This window comes from Thiomicrospira aerophila AL3 (assembly GCF_000227665.2).
Classification (GTDB): domain Bacteria; phylum Pseudomonadota; class Gammaproteobacteria; order Thiomicrospirales; family Thiomicrospiraceae; genus Thiomicrospira; species Thiomicrospira aerophila.
In genome coordinates, this window is the sequence record NZ_CP007030.1 from 2111188 (window position 1) to 2125614 (window position 14427).

General features: G+C 44.0%; 13 protein-coding genes. 7 read left to right on the forward strand and 6 right to left on the reverse strand.

Annotated elements, in window-relative coordinates:
- Window positions 1–44: 44 nt before the first annotated feature.
- Genes yidC through rpmH form a run of 3 tightly spaced genes read right to left on the reverse strand, consistent with a single transcriptional unit; the run spans window position 45 to window position 2295 of the window.
- Window positions 45–1718: a membrane protein insertase YidC gene (gene yidC, locus THIAE_RS10235; RefSeq protein ID WP_006460061.1), complete on the reverse strand. Its 1674-nt coding sequence runs from the start codon at window positions 1716–1718 to the stop codon at window positions 45–47.
- Complete coding sequence (gene rnpA / locus THIAE_RS10240) at window positions 1715–2152, reverse strand: ribonuclease P protein component (RefSeq protein WP_006460060.1); 438 nt, start codon at window positions 2150–2152, stop codon at window positions 1715–1717. Before rnpA ends, yidC begins: the two co-directional genes overlap by 4 nt.
- A gap of 8 nt (window positions 2153–2160) precedes the next feature.
- Window positions 2161–2295: a 50S ribosomal protein L34 gene (gene rpmH, locus THIAE_RS10245; RefSeq protein ID WP_006460059.1), complete on the reverse strand. Its 135-nt coding sequence runs from the start codon at window positions 2293–2295 to the stop codon at window positions 2161–2163.
- A 165-nt stretch (window positions 2296–2460) separates the two neighbouring features.
- Between rpmH and recF the strand changes: the two genes are divergently transcribed.
- From recF to THIAE_RS10270, 5 genes are all read left to right on the forward strand, one after another.
- Window positions 2461–3558: a DNA replication/repair protein RecF gene (gene recF / locus THIAE_RS10250; RefSeq protein WP_025299413.1), complete on the forward strand. Its 1098-nt coding sequence runs from the start codon at window positions 2461–2463 to the stop codon at window positions 3556–3558.
- 71 nt (window positions 3559–3629) lie between these two features.
- The gene (gyrB, locus tag THIAE_RS10255) at window positions 3630–6065 is read left to right on the forward strand and encodes a DNA topoisomerase (ATP-hydrolyzing) subunit B (protein ID WP_006460057.1); all 2436 of its coding nucleotides are present in this window, start codon (window positions 3630–3632) and stop codon (window positions 6063–6065) included.
- 66 nt (window positions 6066–6131) lie between these two features.
- Window positions 6132–7064: a phosphoribulokinase gene (locus tag THIAE_RS10260; RefSeq protein WP_006460056.1), complete on the forward strand. Its 933-nt coding sequence runs from the start codon at window positions 6132–6134 to the stop codon at window positions 7062–7064.
- 207 nt (window positions 7065–7271) lie between these two features.
- Window positions 7272–7787, forward strand: coding sequence for a hypothetical protein (locus THIAE_RS10265; RefSeq protein WP_006460055.1), 516 nt, complete (start codon window positions 7272–7274; stop codon window positions 7785–7787).
- Window positions 7784–9454: a PAS domain-containing sensor histidine kinase gene (locus THIAE_RS10270; RefSeq protein ID WP_006460054.1), complete on the forward strand. Its 1671-nt coding sequence runs from the start codon at window positions 7784–7786 to the stop codon at window positions 9452–9454. Before THIAE_RS10265 ends, THIAE_RS10270 begins: the two co-directional genes overlap by 4 nt.
- On the opposite strand, the gene THIAE_RS10275 is transcribed toward THIAE_RS10270, so the two are convergent.
- Together THIAE_RS10275 and hemF are read right to left on the reverse strand one after the other, a co-directional pair.
- The gene (locus tag THIAE_RS10275) at window positions 9411–9791 is read right to left on the reverse strand and encodes an RNA-binding S4 domain-containing protein (RefSeq protein WP_006460053.1); all 381 of its coding nucleotides are present in this window, start codon (window positions 9789–9791) and stop codon (window positions 9411–9413) included. The genes THIAE_RS10270 and THIAE_RS10275 overlap by 44 nt on opposite strands.
- Before the next feature lie 4 nt (window positions 9792–9795).
- On the reverse strand, window positions 9796–10746 hold the full coding sequence (hemF, locus tag THIAE_RS10280) for an oxygen-dependent coproporphyrinogen oxidase (RefSeq protein WP_006460052.1): 951 nt from the start codon (window positions 10744–10746) through the stop codon (window positions 9796–9798).
- A gap of 131 nt (window positions 10747–10877) precedes the next feature.
- Here hemF and THIAE_RS10285 point away from each other — a divergent pair, with 131 nt between their 5' ends.
- Window positions 10878–11711, forward strand: coding sequence for a M48 family metallopeptidase (locus THIAE_RS10285; RefSeq protein ID WP_041483072.1), 834 nt, complete (start codon window positions 10878–10880; stop codon window positions 11709–11711).
- Here THIAE_RS10285 and yihA read toward each other — a convergent pair.
- Window positions 11708–12322 (reverse strand): ribosome biogenesis GTP-binding protein YihA/YsxC, encoded by a 615-nt coding sequence (gene yihA / locus THIAE_RS10290; RefSeq protein WP_006460050.1) that lies wholly within the window; start codon window positions 12320–12322, stop codon window positions 11708–11710. The genes THIAE_RS10285 and yihA overlap by 4 nt on opposite strands.
- 88 nt (window positions 12323–12410) lie before the next feature.
- Here yihA and THIAE_RS10295 point away from each other — a divergent pair, with 88 nt between their 5' ends.
- Window positions 12411–14423: a cytochrome c biogenesis protein ResB gene (locus THIAE_RS10295; RefSeq protein ID WP_006460049.1), complete on the forward strand. Its 2013-nt coding sequence runs from the start codon at window positions 12411–12413 to the stop codon at window positions 14421–14423.
- The last annotated feature ends 4 nt before the right edge of the window (window positions 14424–14427 follow it).

Sequence of the window (14427 nt, forward strand, 5' to 3'; positions counted from 1 at the left end):
ATGGGGGTACCATGGTCTTAATAACGCTTGGCAATTCTTAAGGCTTAGCGTTTTTTTGCGTTGGCCTCTGCGGCTTCACCCCGTTCAATTTTGCGCGTAATATACCACTGCTGCGCAACCGATAGGATGTTGTTCATTAGCCAGTAAAGTACCAAACCTGCCGGGAACCACATAAAGAAGATGGTAAAGATAAACGGCAAAAACTTCATTACTTTTTGCTGCATTTCATCCATCATCGCCGTTGGATTAAGCTTTTGTTGAATCCACATGGTCAGACCCATCAAAATCGGCAATACAAAGTAAGGGTCTTTCACCGAGAGGTCATTAATCCACAGAATCCATTCGGCTTGACGCATTTCAACCGAGTAGATCAATACCCAGTATAGTGCGATAAACACCGGCATTTGAACAAGAATCGGTAAACAGCCGCCTAACGGATTGATCTTCTCTTCCTTGTAGAGCTTCATCATTTTTTGTTGGAAGATCACCTTGTCATCGCCATAGTTTTCTTTCAACTGTTTTAGCTTAGGCTGGAACTTACGCAACCGCGCCATCGAGTAATAACTTTTTGCTGATAACCAGTAAAAGGCCAACTTGATCAAAATCGTTAACACAATAATCGACCAACCCCAGTTACCCACGATATTATGGATATGACTGAGCAACCAAAATAGGGGTTCAGCCAAGATGGTGAACATACCATAGTCAATGGTTCGCTCCAGGCCTGGTGCAATCTGACGCAACACATTTTGCTCAGTCGGGCCAATGTAGATTTGTGACTGAATCGTTGCGGTAGCACCCGGAGCGATTTGCACCTCAGGTTCAACTACACCAATACGATAGCGCCCTGGCTCAACCTGGTTAGCATAAAATACATTGGTGACATTTTGATTAGGCACGACTGCCGTCACAAAATAATGCTGAATCATCGCGGCCCAGCCACCTTGAATCAATTTGTTTTCAAGCGGCTGGGTATTTAGATCACTAAACGAAATCTTATTGTATTTTTTATCATCACTAAAATGATCATAAAACACAGGGCCGGTGTAGGTGTACATCAGCGCCTGAGAATAAGGGTCAAACGCGGTGCGCACAAACTGTGAATACAGACTACCAGACCAGGTTTGCTCAGTCAGGTTTGTCACCTCAAACTCAACGCCAATCAAATAAGATCCGCGCGTAAACACATAATATTTGGTAACCTCGACACCGTCTTCACGCCAAGTAAATGGCACACGTAGCGTGTCCTCGGTCATCACATATTCTGTTTGAGGTGTATCAAACACCGCGCGATGCGTCGGAGCAGGTAAGCCCGTTTCTGCATTGGCAACCAAACCATTCTGCGCAAAATACATCAGCGGGCCTTCATCGCTCATCAAATGAAATGGCGTATTCGGATCTCGCGGCATACCGTGCGGAATAATGCGAGCATCACGAATATCGGCACCCAAAGTATCCACTTCTAATTTAAGCACATCCGTTACAATACGAACACGTTGTTGCTGGGGTAACGCGCTTGCACCCGCTGCACGAGGAACATCTGCTTGATCTGCCGCACGACTGACATTAGGGGCAGGTACATCAAAATCACGACCCGCTTGTTGTTCAATGGAAGTGGTGGTGGTCGTTGTGGGTTGCGCATTGAACTTCATCCATTCAAACCAAATCCACATAGCGGTGAAAGCTAACGCAATCCACCAAAACGCTTTCATATTCATGCTTGTTCCTTAACGCTAAGCTTATTTAACTCACTGAGTTTAATTTTTTTAATAAGATGCTCAAAACTGGCGTGTAATTGCGCAGAAGTCACGCTTTCGGTGCCTTTACGCCCTAAAACCACAATATCATAACCGCATAAGTCTATTTTATGTTGACGAAATGCCTCTCGGGCAATCCGTTTTATCCGATTTCGCCACACCGCGCGTGCTAGTTGTTTTTTAGATATAGCGAGACCAAGCCTTGGAAGTGGCTGTTGATTGGCTTTTACGATAAGTGTCCAATGGCGATTGGCAAATTTTTCAGCTTGCTGAAAAGCGGTTTGATAATCTTTGGGGGTAAGTAAACGAACAGTTTTGGGAAGGGTTTGGCGGGCTAGCGCATCTAAGCGCGCTGCCGCCACAGCGACTGGTTGACTATCGCTAAGGACGGTCATTGTGCTGTTTACACAGTCAAACGCGCGCGGCCTTTGGCACGACGTGCTGCAAGCACTTTACGGCCGTTTTTAGTTGCCATGCGAGCACGGAAACCATGATTGCGCTTGCGCTTGATAACGCTGGGTTGAAAAGTACGTTTCATGTCTAAATCCTATTGCAATAATTTGATCAAAAAATTTGAACAGTTAATTCTAATTAAGCCCGCCTGCAATTGCAAGCTTAATTCCACTAAACATTTGAAATTTCGTCCAAAATGGGCGTGCTAAAATGCGCTATCTTTATTCATTTGGGTAAAATAGTATTTAGTATGGCCCGCATTCACCGTCTGAGCTTACAGCATTTTCGTAACCTGACCCAACTAGATTGGACCCTTGATGCTGGGCAGAATATTCTAGTGGGTGATAATGCGGCAGGCAAAACGGCTTTAATTGAAGCCCTATGGTTTTTAGCGAGTGGCCGCTCTTTTAGAGCCAATCAGCCTAAACAACTGATTCAACAAGATCACTCGCAATTCACGCTATTTTGTGAGGTAGCGCACCAATCAACCACTCACCGACTTGGCCTAAGCCGAGATGCGAACCAAACCGACATTCACTTGGATGGGCAAAAAAACACCCCGCAGTCAGCACTGAGTCAATGCTTGCCATTACAGCTGCTCACGCCTGAAAGTCATCAGCTGCTAACCGAAGGACCTAAAGCACGGCGACGCTATTTAGATTGGGGCTGTTTTTATCATTATCCTGAATTTATTGCGCACTGGCGCAGCTATCAACGCGCGCTGAAACAACGCAACATGGCACTCAAACAACATCGGCCACAGGACGAGGTCGCGCTATGGGATAAAAGCTTAATCCAGTCTGGTACCGCCGTTAATCAAATTCGCCAGGATTATTTAGAAAAACTCGAACCGATTTTGCATGATTTTGCCGAATACTTAATGCCACGCTTCAATCAACAACATCGCCTGACCCTTAATTTTTACCCGGGTTGGTCAGCTCAGACCGGTGGTGACTTTGCTCAAAGCCTGCAACAACATCTAGTTAAAGACCGGCAGCTCGGATTTACCCAATATGGTCCTCATCGGATGGATATTCGAATAAAAGTGGATCAACAAGACGCACTGTTACGCTTATCACGTGGCCAACAGAAACTTCTAGTGTGTTCATTATTACTTGCTCAAGCGCAATATTTAGCCGAACAAACTGGGGAGTCGGTCATTATGTTGATTGATGATTTGCCTGCCGAACTGGATGAAACCCATCGCTATAAATTACTCAACCTACTCCAAGAAATGCAAATTCAACATTTGGTCACCACCACCGCCATCGAACTCATTCCCAATATCGATAAAGGGTCTCGTCAAACTTTCCTACTTCAACAAGGACAACTTAGCCAACAAGCCTAGCCATCACAATTTATTCTAAATCTGTGGTAAAATCACAAGATTATTTAGCCTGTTAAGAAGTACTGAAACCTATGTCTACAACGCCTATCGAACCTAAGTTATATGATTCTTCATCGATTAAAGTCTTAAAAGGTCTAGACGCAGTCCGCAAACGTCCTGGCATGTATATTGGTGATACCGATGATGGCTCTGGCCTGCATCACATGGTGTTCGAAGTCGTTGATAATGCCATTGACGAAGCGTTAGCAGGCCATTGCGACACGATTAAGGTCACGATTCATACAGATGGTTCAGTATCTGTTTCTGATAATGGGCGGGGTATTCCGGTTGATATCCACCAAGAAGAAGGTGTATCCGCGGCTGAAGTCATAATGACCGTCCTGCATGCCGGTGGTAAATTTGACGATAACTCCTATAAAGTATCTGGCGGTTTACACGGTGTAGGTGTATCGGTTGTGAACGCCTTATCTGAAGAGCTTAATTTAACCATTCATCGTCACGGCAAGGTTTGGAAACAAACCTATCATTTAGGTGTACCACAAGCCCCTTTAACCGCTGTGGCTGATTCTGACAAAACTGGCACCGAAATTCGCTTTAAGCCGAGTACTGAGATTTTCACGATTACCGAATTCAATTTCGACTATCTGTTGAAACGCCTACGAGAATTATCTTTCTTAAATTCAGGTGTGTACATCGAGTTAATCGACAAGCGCGATGACCGCAAACAAGTGTTTCAGTATGAAGGCGGTATTCTGGCCTTTGTTGATTTCATTAATCACAATAAAGCACCGATTAATGCCAAAGCTTTCCACTTTACTACACTTAAAGACGATATTACCGTAGAAGTCGCGATGCAATGGTCAGACGCCTATCAAGAATCTATCTTTTGTTTTACCAACAATATCCCACAGCGTGACGGCGGCACCCACTTATCGGGTTTCAGAGCCGCGCTTACCCGCACACTCAATAGCTATATAGAAAAAGAAGGCCTGAACAAAAAATTTAAAATCAACATCTCGGGCGATGATGCACGTGAAGGTCTGGCGGCCGTTATTTCAGTAAAGGTGCCCGACCCTAAGTTTTCTTCACAAACCAAAGACAAACTCGTCTCCTCTGAAGTGAAATCAGCAGTAGAAACCGCGATGAATGAAAAACTCGCTGAATATCTACTTGAAAACCCGAATGAAGCCAAAGCGGTTTTTGCCAAAATAGTGGATGCCGCGCGAGCACGTGAGGCGGCGCGTAAAGCACGCGAAATGACCCGTCGTAAGGGCGCGCTAGATATAGCAGGCCTGCCTGGTAAATTGGCCGACTGCCAAGAAAAAGATCCCGCATTAAGCGAACTCTATCTGGTGGAGGGTGATTCCGCCGGTGGTTCGGCCAAACAAGGCCGCGACCGTCGCCGTCAAGCGATTTTGCCGCTCAAAGGGAAAATCCTTAATGTTGAACGCGCTCGCTTTGACAAAATGATCTCATCAGCGGAAGTCGGTACCTTGATTACCGCTTTGGGTTGTGGCATAGGCCCAGACGAATATAACCTCGAAAAACTTCGCTACCACCGCATCATTATCATGACCGATGCGGACGTAGACGGCTCACATATTCGAACTCTTTTGCTGACGTTTTTCTACCGTCAACTTCCGGATTTAATTGAAAACGGTTATGTCTATATTGCCCAGCCTCCGCTGTATAAGGTCAAAAAAGGCAAGCAAGAAACCTATTTGAAAGACGATACTGAACTTGAAGGTTACCTACTAAATAGCGCCCTAGACGCTGCGGCATTATGGGTAAATGAACAGGGTCCAAGCATTAAAGAAGTCGCACTGGAGCAGCTAGCCAAACAATACTTACAGGTTAAACGCATTATTGCCCGCTTATCACGCCGCTACAGTCAAACCTTTTTACAGCTTTTGACGGATACGCCTGCTCTTACTATGGATCTGTTAAACGATTATGATGCGCTAAATGCCTGGGCTAAAGCACTTGAACCGCGACTACAAGCACTTGGCGAGCTGCAGAAAGTAACCTATCACCTTCATGTCGAACCGGCGCTTGAGGGTGATGCCAAATTCCAGCTACGTTTAGCACAACGTGAACATGGCACCTTAACCAGCCAACTATTTAGTGAAGAATTTTTTATGTCACCTGAGTACAGTGCCATGGCCAAACTCAGTGACACTCTACAGGGCCTGCTAACCGATTCGGCCTATGTTCAGCGTGGCGACAAACAACAGCCGGTTCAGTCTTTCACTGAGGCGTTGGACTGGTTACTCAACGAAGCCAAACGCGGTCAAAGTGTCCAGCGTTATAAGGGTCTGGGTGAAATGAACCCTGAACAACTCTGGGAAACCACCATGAACCCAGAAAGTCGCCGCTTACTGCAAGTAAAAGTACAAGATGCGATTGAAGCCGATCAGGTCTTTACCACATTGATGGGTGACCATGTTGAACCCCGTCGCGATTTTATCGAAACAAACGCGCTTAAAGCGGAAAATATTGATGTTTAATTTTTTTGTTTAACTTGACCATGTCGGTCGCAATGAGATACTTCATTGTTTAGAAGGAGGCTTTATATGTCTGCAATTCACCCTATCGTAACGGTTACTGGTTCTTCTGGCGCCGGTACCTCTTTTGTTAAGCGCGCCGTTGAGCAAATTTTTGCGCGTGAAAACCTTAATGCGGCTATTATCGAAGGCGATAGTTTCCATAAATACGATCGCATGACGATGCGTGCTAAGGTAGCAGAAAGCAAGGAAAACGGCGGTCGCATTTTGACCCATTTTTCTGAATATGCCAATGAATTTGAAAAACTAGAAGAGTTATTTGCCCAATACCGTGAAACCGGTACTGGCAAACGTCGTTATTACATTCACAGCGATGAAGAAGCGGCTGAGCACAATGCCCGTCTAGGTACTAATTTAAAGCCAGGTGAATTCACGCCCTGGGAAGATATTCCCGAAGGTACCGACGTGCTGTTCTATGAAGGCCTACATGGTATGGTTAAGCGTAAAGACCATGGTCCAGCAGAAGGTATGCATGATGTATCACAGTATGTCGATTTAGGTATAGGTGTTTGCCCTGTTGTAAACATCGAATGGATGCAAAAAATCTACCGTGACACGGCTGAGCGCCCTTATTCTGTCGGTCAGGTTCGTGATGTGATTTTGGAGCGTATGGAAGACTATATTGAGTACATCGTACCTCAGTTCCACCGTACGCATATTAACTTCCACCGTGTACCTTTAGTTGATACCTCTGACCCCTTCTCAACCCTTAAAGACGAAGCGGCTTTAGTACCTGAGCCTAAGAACTCTTTAATGGTGACCCATGTACGTCATCAAGATATCGACTTGCAGGCCATAGCTGACAAGATTCCAGGTGCTTGGTTACAAACACCCGAAACCCTAGTATACAACTCAGAACACATGGTATTAGCGATGGATTTATTGATGTCACCGATCATCCATAACCTTGTTGAGCGCAAACGCGCGGCCTTAGCTAAATAAACAATTAACTTTGTTATTTAGTCACTTGGCTGATTTAAAAACCCGCTTATTTTAAGCGGGTTTTTTTTATTCAAAATTTACCTTTCGCTATTTTGCTCATTTAATTGTTACAATAAGCACATAATTAAGACTAGTTAAGAATCAGGGCAATTCGTGTGGAAATCAACTAGGCCATTTCACCATTGGTTAAGATTGACGGGGTTTCTTATGCTCATTAGCATAAGTACAGTCAGTTTAGCCCTTGATGCACGGGACACTCGACTCCTGTTAGTGGGGGGAGAGTTTTTTCCGCGCATCGTTCAAGCCCTGGTTCCTAACAACTCAAAACCCTATCGCTTAGTGATTGTTTACTCAAACCAGGCAAATCTTCAACTTGCCGAACAAATGGCGAGCAATCTTAGTAATCAACTTAATCTGTCCTACCAATTAATGCCAGGACTGCAGCCATCTCAGTTACATTTTGATGAACAATACGATTACCTCGTTTTTATAACCGATCCCGACTTAATAAAACCAGAACTTCTAGGGGTTTTAAACCAACGCAATATTTTAAGTTTTTCGCCCTTTGTTGGCAGCGTAGCAAAAGGAGTGGATGTTGGATTAATTGTGAGAGCCAGCATAAGACCGCAGATTAATCAAAATCAAATCTTGCATAGAGACTGGCGCTTTAGACCTTTCTTTAATTCCATTGCAGATTTTTACTCAGCGCAGGGACGTTCATGATTCAAAGCCCTGCCCATTCTAAACCGCTTACCCAAGCCAAACTAGGCCTAGGCTTTATGGCCATTAGTTTGTTGGTCTTGATTGCCTCACTCGTGTATTTTTTTCACGTTCTGCAACCGAGACTGACACAAGAAGCACAAGATCAGGCAACGTTGTTGGTCAATAATATTGCCCAACCCCTAACATACTATGACGTATTGGTTGACGAACATCAGACTATCTTAACCACCAGCCTATTACTGCTCTATAGCGATGAAAATGAACAACCTTTTATTAAAGCGATTTCACTAAACTTTAACCCTACACTCATTAACCGCCCTACTCTTTTCGACGGGCAACTATGTGACAACTGTTTTATCGTTAGCTTACCGCTATTTGATAATCAAACAGCCGAATTATTAGCCGAAGCTAAATTTTGGGTCAATCCTGTTAATCATCAGCGCCTTATCAACGACCTAAGAGAAAAGCTGCTTATTACTCTGTCGCTGATCTTATTGTTACTGGCTGGGTTTTGGATCTTATTAAAGCACTTGCTTCAACAACTCATCAACAGCCAACAACACAACCAAAGTATCTTAAACAGTATTGAAGACATACTATTTATGATTAATTCAAATGGCACAGTCATAGATCAAAACCCTATAGCTGCAACTATTGTCACTAAAAAAACCTTTGTCCTAGCAGACTTAGTTCAAACCCTGCACGGTCAACCACTTGATATTATTACTGATTCAAAATTAAATCACCCCATCGAAATTCGTTATAAACAAGGCAAATATCAGGGCGAGATTGGTTTAATGACCATCAGTAAAATGCAACCGAGTGGATTACAACCTCAGGATCAATTCATTGTGCTGATAAAAAATATTCAGGCCCTCCGCTCCGCTCAAGCCGAACTTAAACATCAAACAGAACTAGCCCATCTAAGTCGTTTGCGTACCTTGGGAGAAATGGCATCAGGCATTGCCCATGAAGTAAAACAACCCTTAGCGGTCATTAGATTAGGCGCAGAGGGTTTAAAAGGTTTGCATCAGCAGGCCTGGTCAGACGACAGTCGTCAATTTGCGCTAGAACTGGATCAGACCATTATTGAGCAGGTTGACCGCGCCGATCGAATCGTACGCAATATTCGTTCCTTTGCGCGCCTAGAGCAAGCGGCGGCTCAATGGATTAAAGTTCCCGATGTAATCGAATCGGCACTTGGGTTTGTTAAACAGGCCTATCATCTCGACAAGATTAAACTTATTGAAAACATTGATTACAACCAGCCAAGATTGTTTATGGAATATCATAAACTAGAACAAGTGATTGTCAATTTAGTTGCAAACGCGAAAGATGCGATAGAAGAAAAATCTGCAAACACCCCCCCTAAGGATTATCAAGCCTGGATTAAGTTAAATCTTTATCAGCAATCAAACCAAGTCATATTAGAGGTCGAAGACAATGGTTGTGGCATGACCCTTGAACAAAAACAAAAATGCCTCACGCCTTTTTACACCACTAAGGATGCGGAAAAAGGTGTGGGAATTGGGTTGGCCATAGTGAAAAATATTGCCGATTTATATGATGCCAAATTGACTATCACATCAAATATCGGTGAAGGCACCTGTTTTAGACTCAGCTTTAACTGCCCAACCAATCTGACAACTGACGACGCTCTCGCTTAGTGGGGCGGCCGGCTCCTTTTTCTCGATACCCAGCAAGCGCTTGATCCTGTGGATTCTTGTTTTGGATCAAGGTTTCTGATTCAAGACAATATAAGGTTTGGGCTTGCTCGGCATTACCACGCTTATCACTCAACACAAGCACCGTCACCTCTACCTTGCGATGAGCTTGGGTAATCGCCAACCTATCACCCAAATTAAGCATTTTGCTCGACTTAGGCTTGGCGTCATTTAAGGTGACCTTGCCACCTTTTAAGGCCTCTGATGCCAAGCCACGCGTTTTAAAAAACCGCGCCGCCCAAAGCCACTTATCCAGCCGTATTTTATCCAAATCGTCCATGGATTTAACCTGCAACACCTAACCAATCTCGAGGCATTAAATAGTCATATAATTTGGCCTCGGCACTGCCAGGTTCGGGGTGATAGTTGTATTTCCAAGTCACCAACGGTGGCATCGACATCAAAATCGATTCCGTGCGCCCACCCGTTTGCAAACCAAATAAGGTGCCGCGATCAAACACCAAATTAAATTCAGCATAACGACCGCGACGATAAAGTTGGAAGTCACGCTCCCGCTCACCATACTCGCTATTTTTTCGACGCGCTAAGATGGGTCGATAGGCCTTGATATAATGATCGCCAATTGAGCGCATCAAAGCAAAACTCTGCTCAAATCCAGGCGCATTTAAATCATCAAAAAATAGCCCCCCCACACCACGGGTTTCTTGGCGGTGTTTTAAATAAAAATAGTCATCACACCATTTTTTATAATCGGCATAAACCTGCTCACCAAAAGGGTCACAGGCTTGTTTAGCCTGTTGATGCCAATGCACCACATCTTCATCAAAAGGATAAAAAGGCGTTAAATCAAAGCCACCGCCAAACCACCAAACCGGTGCTTCGCCCTCTTTTTCAGCGATAAACATCCGTACATTAGCATGAGACGTTGGGGCATAAGGATTGCGTGGGTGAATGACTAGCGATACACCCAATGCTTGAAACGATCGCCCTGCTAACTCAGGGCGATGTGCGGTGGCCGATACCGGTAAGGTTTTACCACGAACATGGGAAAAGTTAACGCCGCCCTTTTCGATCACGTCGCCTTGTTCAAGCACGCGAGAACGCCCACCGCCAGTGAGACCCATCGTCCCTTCTTCACCATCCCGCTCCCAGCTATCCGTGATAAATTCAACCGCGGCAGTTTCCTCAGCGAGCAGTTGTTGGCAAATATCATCTTGCAATTGCAACAAATAGCTTTTTACGGCTTCAACATTGATCTGGCTATGATCCGTCATGGGCATTCCTTAACTGACATTTAAATTTATTTTATTTCGTGCTACTGTCCGTCATTATAACCATTGATACGGATCTTTAAAATCTAACAAAAACGGTTAAACTTATGTGATTGAACTAACCTTTGAGAAAAATGATGAACAAATTGCTGCAACCTAAACCACTCATTTTTGCATTCCTAGGGCTTTTGCTGATGGGCTGTACCACAACCTCCACCACACCAGGCCTAGTTGATGTTAATCGCTCACAATTTTTTCTAATCTCTCAAGCCGAGTTAGTTAAAGCAGGCAGTGAAGCGTATCAAGCCGTGCTCAAAGAAGCGACGGATGCAGGCACCCTCAACAAAGACCCCGAAATGGTAGCGCGTTTAACCCGTATTCTTGATGAAATGATTCCGCATACCGCGCACTTTCGGCCCGATGCGGTCAATTGGAGCTGGGAGGTTAATCTTATCCAAGATGATACGATCAATGCTTGGGTCATGCCTGGTGGCAAAATTATGTTTTACTCAGGGTTGATCGAAAAATTATCCTTAAATGATGATGAAATTGCAGCGATTATGGGTCATGAAATGGCGCATGAACTACGAGAGCACGCTCGAGAACGTATTTCGCAAGCACAAGTGGGTTCAGTGGGACTCAGTGTGGTCGGGCAATTGACCGGAGTGCAAGGCGCAGCACTTGATCTTGCCGGGGCTGTAATGAATGTGGGCATTTTATTGCCCTTTAGTCGTGTACATGAAGTGGAGGCCGATCGAATCGGCATTGAACTGGCTGCGCGCAGTGGCTATGATCCTGCGGCAGCCATTGCAATTTGGGAAAAGATGGCTAAGTTGTCTCAGGGCGGTGCGCCACCCGAGTTTTTAAGCACTCACCCTTCTTATGATTCACGAATTAAGGATTTAACTCGCTATTCCGCACGCCTACAACCTATTTATCAGCAGGCACTCGCAGAACGCAATAACTAACGGTTTAGTGAGTAATCAAACCAACTATCGAGTTTTTGCCAGGCCTGCTCTAATCCCTGTTTGTTGAGTGATGAAAATAGCTGAGCACTGGCAAGAGGATACTTATCTTGTAAATGTTTATTAAGTTGTAACCAGGCCTGGTTGGCTTGATTACGACTTAATTTATCAGCTTTGGTCAACAAAACATGGATAGGCAATTCAAGTTCATTACACCAATCTAACATCATTACATCAAGGGGCTGCAACGGATGACGGACATCCATCATTAACACTAAGCCTTTCAGCGCTTGGCGTTGTTCAATATAATCACTTAATCCCGCCTCCCAAACGCGTTTTACATTGACGTTCACCTTGGCAAACCCATAGCCTGGCAGATCAATTAAAAATCGTTGTTCATCTAACTGAAAATAATTGATCATTTGCGTGCGCCCAGGCGTTTTACTGGTACGCGCTAAACTTTTTTGACTACAAATCACATTCAGCGCACTGGATTTGCCAGCATTAGAACGACCTGCAAACGCCACTTCATAGCCTTGGTCTTCGGGACAGTGAGATAAATTAGGAGCACTTTTTAAGTAGTGGGCTTTCTGATAGAGCGGATGTTGATTCATTTGTTAATTTTTTACCTTTTATATTGCTGCGTAGAAGTATATACTCAATCACCAAAATAAAAACCAACTAAAAAGCTAGGGTTTTGATATGTCAAATGTAAATGCCACTGCCCAACCTAAACCAGCGCCAAAAATGGTCAAAAAACCCGGTCTATGGGTCGAGTTTTTAGGTTCAATGAACCTTGCCATTACCTTATTAGTGATGCTCTCAATTGCATCAGTTATTGGTACCGTACTACAGCAAGATCAAGTTGTTCAAGACTATATTCTTAAATTTGGCCCTTTTTGGTATGAAGTCTATCTAAGCCTGAATCTTTATGAGGTATATCTCGCTGGTTGGTTCATGCTTGTGTTACTTTTCTTGTTAGTATCAACCAGTGTCTGCGTTACACGCAATACACCTGTGTTTGTAAAAGAAATGAAGCAGTATAGTGAAAAGCTTTCACTTACCGCGCTAAAGCACCAACCCAATAACACCACCTACACCGCAGCCTATTCTGTAGCTGAACAACAGGCTTTTGCCGAAGCTATGTTAAAAACTGAGGGGTATAAAACGCGTGTTTACGAACGTAGTGATGGCAGTGTCACCGTTGCCGGTCTAAAAGGGCATTGGAATAGAATAGGTTATTTCTTTTCCCACGTTTCAATCATTATTATTGTCATTGGCGCGCTAATGGACAGTAATGCGTATTTGCGTTTTGCTGAAATTTTTGGCAATTTAGAAGCTGAAACGCGCAGTGTGCCACTCGATGAAGTCAATCCCAATTCATGGCTAACACCGGCAAACTTTTCTTATCGCGGTAACGTTAATATCCGTGAAGGTCGTAGTGCTGATGTGTTATTTTTACCCCACCGTCAAGGTTACCTAGTACAACAACTACCATTTAGAATTGAAGTTGAAGCCTTTAGAGTTGATTATTATGACAATGGCATGCCCAAGTCCTATGAGAGTGATATCGTCCTTTACTCACCCGATCACGAAGAACCGATTCGCGAAACCATCGCAGTAAACTATCCACTTTACTATAAAAACTTTGCTATTTACCAAGCCTCCTATGGTGATGGTGGCTCACTGGTTAACTTTAATATTCATGCATTAAACTCACCGATACCATCGAAAACAGTATTAGAGTCTGCGATAAATCGCCAAGAATATATCAATACGCCTGAGGGCCGCTTTAGAATAGAGTTTAATGATTTCCAACTCTACAATATTGTGCCTCGCGATGAAGAAGAAGCCGCCATTACCGGTCGTAGAATGAAAAACAATGGCCCAACGGTACTTTATCGTGTTCGTAATGAACAAGGTATCGCTATGGAATATGAACACTACATGATTCCTAATGAGCAAGAAGGTCGTTGGTTTTATATGACCGGGGTTAGAAGTGATGTTCGTGATGACTTCAGATACCTATTTATTCCTGCTGACGACAAGCGTTCAATGGATCGTTTCTTTAATATGTTAGCGTTAATTAATAACCCTAATAATTCAGCGGTCATTTGGCGTGAGGCCTTTCCTAAACCTTTAGAAATGGATGACCGTGCCTATACTATGCATATCCAACTGATGCAACAGCTCACACAGCTATATCGTCGTGCTGGTTTTGATGGGATTACCCGCTTTATCCAAGACAATGTACCCTTTGATGAACAAGAAGCCGTCGCTTCATTCTATTTTGGTCAATTGGCTAATGCCTTACAAAGTCTCTACATTCATGTGTTAGAACAAGAAGGCGTGACGATGAATGCCAGTCAAGATATTAGCGACACTCATCAGGTTTGGTTTGAAGATGCACTGACGGCCATAGGGGCGCTGCATCGATTTGGGCCACCGGTCTTTTTACAACTCACCGATTTCACATTAATCCAATCGAGTGGATTACAAATCACTAAATCCCCAGGAAAAAATGTGGTTTATTTGGGCAGCGTCTTGCTTATAATTGGGATATTCTTTATGTTTTATGTTCGCCAAAGACGTTTTTGGGTACATATTAGACCTCACGAGGGTCATACAGAAGTGACACTAGCGTCCAAAGATAATCGCAAGTTACCCGAGACAGACGCTGAATTTGAAGCAATGGTTAACAAGTTCAAAGCATAGGACG

What these genes read in the sequence shown, in the direction of transcription:
- yidC (WP_006460061.1), bottom strand. Translation starts at nt 1,718, where the DNA reads ATGAATATGAAAGCGTTTTGGTGGATTGCGTTAGCTTTCACCGCTATG.
- rnpA (WP_006460060.1), bottom strand. Translation starts at nt 2,152, where the DNA reads ATGACCGTCCTTAGCGATAGTCAACCAGTCGCTGTGGCGGCAGCGCGC.
- rpmH (WP_006460059.1), bottom strand. Translation starts at nt 2,295, where the DNA reads ATGAAACGTACTTTTCAACCCAGCGTTATCAAGCGCAAGCGCAATCAT.
- recF (WP_025299413.1), top strand. Translation starts at nt 2,461, where the DNA reads ATGGCCCGCATTCACCGTCTGAGCTTACAGCATTTTCGTAACCTGACC.
- gyrB (WP_006460057.1), top strand. Translation starts at nt 3,630, where the DNA reads ATGTCTACAACGCCTATCGAACCTAAGTTATATGATTCTTCATCGATT.
- THIAE_RS10260 (WP_006460056.1), top strand. Translation starts at nt 6,132, where the DNA reads ATGTCTGCAATTCACCCTATCGTAACGGTTACTGGTTCTTCTGGCGCC.
- THIAE_RS10265 (WP_006460055.1), top strand. Translation starts at nt 7,272, where the DNA reads ATGCTCATTAGCATAAGTACAGTCAGTTTAGCCCTTGATGCACGGGAC.
- THIAE_RS10270 (WP_006460054.1), top strand. Translation starts at nt 7,784, where the DNA reads ATGATTCAAAGCCCTGCCCATTCTAAACCGCTTACCCAAGCCAAACTA.
- THIAE_RS10275 (WP_006460053.1), bottom strand. Translation starts at nt 9,791, where the DNA reads ATGGACGATTTGGATAAAATACGGCTGGATAAGTGGCTTTGGGCGGCG.
- hemF (WP_006460052.1), bottom strand. Translation starts at nt 10,746, where the DNA reads ATGACGGATCATAGCCAGATCAATGTTGAAGCCGTAAAAAGCTATTTG.
- THIAE_RS10285 (WP_041483072.1), top strand. Translation starts at nt 10,878, where the DNA reads ATGATGAACAAATTGCTGCAACCTAAACCACTCATTTTTGCATTCCTA.
- yihA (WP_006460050.1), bottom strand. Translation starts at nt 12,322, where the DNA reads ATGAATCAACATCCGCTCTATCAGAAAGCCCACTACTTAAAAAGTGCT.
- THIAE_RS10295 (WP_006460049.1), top strand. Translation starts at nt 12,411, where the DNA reads ATGTCAAATGTAAATGCCACTGCCCAACCTAAACCAGCGCCAAAAATG.